This window comes from Clostridiales bacterium (genome assembly GCA_030016385.1).
In the GTDB taxonomy this organism is placed as follows: domain Bacteria; phylum Bacillota; class Clostridia; order Clostridiales; family Oxobacteraceae; genus JASEJN01.
Map to the genome: position 1 here is coordinate 1 of JASEJN010000105.1, position 4,999 is coordinate 4,999.

Genomic DNA, 4,999 nt, shown 5'->3' on the forward strand with positions numbered 1-4,999 from the left:
AAACTTTCATAATGCTCATTCGTTGCTCAAAATAACATAATCACATTTATGCCTGGTTTCATATTGCAAATTGAAGATATCCTGATGAAAATTATTGAATTGTTTCCGATGTTAATGTAAAATATGAATAATAAATTAAAATATGTTGTTTAATGTTCGTATGAATGTTAGGGGTGATTTTATGGATAAATTCCGTAGAAATGAAAGAATAGGAGCTATAGTAAAGATACTTTCCGACAATCCAAATAGAATATTTACTCTTGGTTATTTTACAGATATGTTTAATGCTGCAAAGTCAACCTTGAGCGAGGATATGGTGATAGTTAAAAAGATAATGGAAAGGTTTTCGTTTGGGGTTGTCGAAACAATACCCGGTGCGGCAGGCGGGGCTAAATTCATACCGGAGGTCGATGATAAGCAGGCAAAAATATTTATAAAGGATATATGTACCAAGCTTATGTCACCTGACAGGATAATACCAGGTGGTTTTATTTATATGACCGATATTATATATTTACCCGAATATGCATCCAAAATAGGAGAGATTCTATCGACAAAGTTTATGGATGCCGGTGCCGATTATGTTTTAACTATTGAAACCAAAGGGATACCGATTGCGCTGATGGCTGCGAGAGCCCTCAATATACCTCTTGTAATAGTAAGAAGGGATAGCAAGGTGACCGAAGGTTCAACCGTAAGCATAAATTATGTTTCAGGCTCGTCTAAGAGGATACAGACTATGTCTCTATCAAGAAGGGCAATAATGAAAGGGACAAAAAGTATATTTATAGATGATTTTATGAAAGCTGGCGGGACTGCAAGCGGGATAATAGAGCTTATGAACGAGTTCGAGAATGAAGTCGTCGGCATAGGGGTGCTTATTGAAACGAAGGAGCCAGAGAAGAAATTAGTCCAAAATTGTATTTCACTTTTGACATTGGACAGCGTTGATGAAGAAAATGGAACAATATCTATCAATCCGTCAAGGTTGTTTATTTAGTATTTATGATTAAATTCTGAAAAATACACAAGTTTTTAATAAAAAATATAGCATTCTTGCAGGAAAATTTATTTTTTTAGAGAATTATATTAAAGAGCAACTGGGAAGGTGGTGAGAGTATGCAAATTACTGATGTAAGAATTAGAAAGATAACTACAGAAGGTAAGATGAAAGCCATAGTGTCTGTAACATTGGATAATGAGTTTGTCGTCCATGATATCAAGGTAATAGATGGCCAGAATGGTTTGTTTATTGCTATGCCAAGCCGTAAGACACCAGATGGTGAATTTAAAGACATTGCTCATCCCATCAATACGTCTACAAGAGAAAAAATACAGGATGCTATATTAAAAGAATATGAAAAAGCAATGAGTGAAGAAAAAGGTGCTTGAAGGAGTCTGATGACTCCTTTTTATATTTAGCTTATTTAACCTTTCAAGCAGCATCTAAAGCCTCTCCGCTAATTGCTCTTCCCATAATGTTCTTCAAATGATCCGTATACGCCTTCGATATGTTTATCGCGTCGTTTTGGAGAAAATAAATGCAACAAATTATGCAAAAAAAGTTGAATTGTTATATTCTATACAATATAATTATTAAAGGTAATCAAAGAAAACTTCCTGAGAGTACTAAATTTTATAGGGATTTTTAAAGAGGTGTTTTTTTTTGAAAAAGTGTAGTGCAATAATACTTGCCGCAGGTGAAGGAAAAAGGATGAAGTCAAAGCATTCGAAAGTATCGCATAAAATATGCGGCAAACCTATGGTGCAGTATGTTGTAAATTCCGTGAAAGGTGCCATGATTGATGATGTTGCCGTTGTAGTCGGGCATAGGGCAGAGGAAGTCAAGGGATGCATAAAGGGTGATGTGACGTTTGTGCTGCAGGAAAAGCAAGCAGGCACGGGTCATGCGGTTATGTGCTGTGAGCAGTTCCTTGAGGGGAAAAAAGGGACAACGCTGGTACTATATGGAGATACCCCTCTTATAAGCAAGGATACGATAAAAGATTTGGTGGCATTTCATAATGAAAATAATTTTTCAAGTACCGTGCTTACCGCTAATTTCAAAGATCCTGCCGGATATGGAAGGATTGTAAGAGACACATCCGGAAATATCCAGAGAATTATAGAGGATAAAGATGCTACAGAGAAAGAAAGAGAAATCAAAGAGATAAATTCCGGTATATACTGTTTTGATACCGAAGAACTGATTGATGCTTTGAAGCAGTTGCATAATGATAATTCGCAGGGTGAATATTATTTGACCGATACGCTTGGGATAATAAAAAGAAAGGGACTTAAGGTAGGGGCCTTTTTAGTTAAGGACAGCGATGAAGTTGTGGGTATAAATTCCAGGATACAACTTGCCGACGTTGCTGGAATGATTAGGGCTGCTACAGTTAGAAAGCTTATGGCAGATGGCGTTACGATAATAGACCCTGGAGCTGTCTATATCGATGCTGATGTTTCCGTAGGCATGGATACGATAATATATCCGGGAACGGTGATTGAAGGGCATACGAAGATAGGCGAGGATTGCATAATAGGTCCTGGTGCAAGAATAGTGGACAGCATTATAAGAGATGGAGTTGAAATAAACCATTCTGTCGTACTTCAAAGCGAAGTAAAATCGAATACCCATGTGGGACCCTTTGCATATATAAGGCCCGAAAGTGTAATCGGTGAAAATGTGAAAATAGGAGATTTTGTTGAGGTTAAGAAGTCCTCTGTAGGCAGTTATACCAAGGTTTCACATCTGACATATATAGGTGATTCTGAAGTCGGCGAGAATGTGAATTTCGGATGCGGCACCATAACGGTAAATTACGATGGAAAGAAAAAGAATAAGACGATAATCGGGGATAATGCATTTATAGGATGCAATACAAATCTAATTGCACCTGTTAAAGTAAATGATGATTCCTATATTGCGGCAGGCTCAACAATCACAGATGAAGTACCTGAGGGTTCTCTTGCAATAGCGAGGGAGAGACAAACCGTCAAAGAAGGATGGGTCAAAAAAAAGAACCTTGAAAGAAGAAAAAAATAGGAGGAATTTAAATGATAACCCATGGTAAGAATATAAAGATATTTACTGCAAACTCAAACCCTGCTCTTGCTTTTGAGATTGCAGACCTTTTAGGAGTCGGGATAGGTGATTCAAAAGTCGGGAGGTTTAGCGATGGAGAAATATCTGTCGATATAAATGAAACTGTAAGGGGCGCAGATGTGTTTGTCATACAATCTACAAATCATCCTGTAAATGATAACCTGATGGAGCTTCTCATAATGATAGATGCCTTTAAAAGAGCATCTGCCGGCAGGATAACGGCTGTTATTCCTTATTATGGATATGCAAGGCAGGACAGGAAAGCAAAAGCAAGGGATCCTATAACAGCAAAGCTCGTAGCAGATTTGATAGCGGCTGCAGGCGCAGACAGAGTACTTACAATGGATTTGCATGCGGCACAAATTCAGGGCTATTTCAATATACCTGTTGATCATCTGCTGGGAGTACCCATACTTGCGAAATATTATTTATCTAAGGGATTGCAGGATGTGGTGGTTATATCCCCTGACCTTGGAAGCGTTACAAGGGCAAGAAAATTCGCCGACAAGCTGCATGCTCCCATCGCAATAATAGATAAGAGAAGGCCTAAGGCAAATGTTGCGGAGGTAATGAACATAATCGGCAATGTCGAAGGTAAAACAGCAATACTTGTAGATGATATGATAGATACCGGCGGTACTATGGCCTTAGGTGCAAAAGCATTAATGGAGGCAGGTGCAAAGGAAGTTTTGGCATGCTGTACCCATCCTGTTCTTTCGGGACCTGCCGTGCAAAGGCTTAAAGATTCAGTAATAACCGAGCTTGTAGCCCTTAATACGATAGCACTTCCTGAAAATAAAAAGTTCAAAAAATTAAAGATACTCTCGGTTGCACCGGTATTTGCCGAAGCGATAAAAAGGATATATGAAGATTTATCTGTAAGCAAACTCTTTGACGAATAATAGCAGGCTTATTACAAGCCTGCTATTATTTTCACGCTGTGCGCATTTCCCTTGCCTGCATGGCTTTTCTACCCGGTATTTTATATATTGCTCCGTATAATACAAGCGCCAGTACCGTACCCCATATCACATCAAGAATAGAGTGCTGTTTTATAAGAACTGTAGATGCGCAGATGGATAGCACCCATAAAAGTAAAAGTAATTTCAAAGAATACTTATCCTGCAGCTTTTCGCAGTTAACAAGCGCTATATAAACCGAAATAGAATTATAAACATGTATGCTTGGACATACATTAGTTGGTGTATCCACCGAATATATATATGCTATCATATAAGAAAACAAATCCTTGCCTACTATCTTGGGGCGAAGATTCTGAGCGTTGGGAAATATCAAATATATGGTGCATGATATAAACATTCCTGAGGATAGCAGCCAGAGAAGCCTGTAAAAATCCTTCTTGGATTCAAAACCGAGGTAAATGAATGCGCCAATCATCAGTATATACCACGACAGATACGGTATCACAAATTCCTTCACAAACGGTATATGTGAATCAAGCTTTGAATGCATAAAATATATAGGTTTAACTGTTGCTTCGCAGTAATTAAAATATATCTGAAGCAAGATAAAAATATTAAGCAGTAGAAAATGCTTATATTTATATATAAAACTATTCTCCTCTTTCATTAAAAAAATCCCTCGCTTTCGTGCATATGCCAGCCAACCCTTTTCTTAAGAAATTCCGGAGGATATTAAAAGTTCCTCGCTGAATCTTGATATATAGCAATCAATTGTTAAGAATGGATTAACTTATCGTTATTATCATTTTATTATATTATAAGGCTAATGTGTATACTTTAAGAAAAAATTAATACTTTTTCAATAGGTGTATTAGAATTTTTGAAGAATCTCCAATTCATAATATGAAATCAGGCATAAATAGGATTATGTTATTTTGAACGACGAATGAGCATTATGAGAGTTTTG

The 4,999-nt window shown here is 37.3% G+C and carries 5 protein-coding genes; 4 read left to right on the forward strand and 1 reads right to left on the reverse strand.

The features are described from left to right. Positions 1–181 precede the first annotated feature (181 nt). The 4 genes from purR (at position 182) to QME45_14460 (ending at position 4,011) form a co-directional block, all read left to right on the forward strand. Complete coding sequence (gene purR, locus QME45_14445; GenBank protein ID MDI6619828.1) at positions 182–1,000, forward strand: pur operon repressor; 819 nt, start codon at positions 182–184, stop codon at positions 998–1,000. Between the two features lie 119 nt (positions 1,001–1,119). Next, positions 1,120–1,392 (forward strand): septation regulator SpoVG, encoded by a 273-nt coding sequence (gene spoVG / locus QME45_14450; protein ID MDI6619829.1) that lies wholly within the window; start codon positions 1,120–1,122, stop codon positions 1,390–1,392. Positions 1,393–1,666: 274 nt separating this feature from the next. After that, complete coding sequence (gene glmU, locus QME45_14455) at positions 1,667–3,049, forward strand: bifunctional UDP-N-acetylglucosamine diphosphorylase/glucosamine-1-phosphate N-acetyltransferase GlmU (GenBank protein ID MDI6619830.1); 1,383 nt, start codon at positions 1,667–1,669, stop codon at positions 3,047–3,049. 11 nt (positions 3,050–3,060) lie between these two features. Then, positions 3,061–4,011 (forward strand): ribose-phosphate pyrophosphokinase, encoded by a 951-nt coding sequence (locus QME45_14460; GenBank protein ID MDI6619831.1) that lies wholly within the window; start codon positions 3,061–3,063, stop codon positions 4,009–4,011. A 31-nt stretch (positions 4,012–4,042) separates the two neighbouring features. Here QME45_14460 and QME45_14465 read toward each other — a convergent pair whose 3' ends face one another. Next, complete coding sequence (locus QME45_14465) at positions 4,043–4,699, reverse strand: phosphatase PAP2 family protein (protein ID MDI6619832.1); 657 nt, start codon at positions 4,697–4,699, stop codon at positions 4,043–4,045. Positions 4,700–4,999 lie beyond the last annotated feature (300 nt).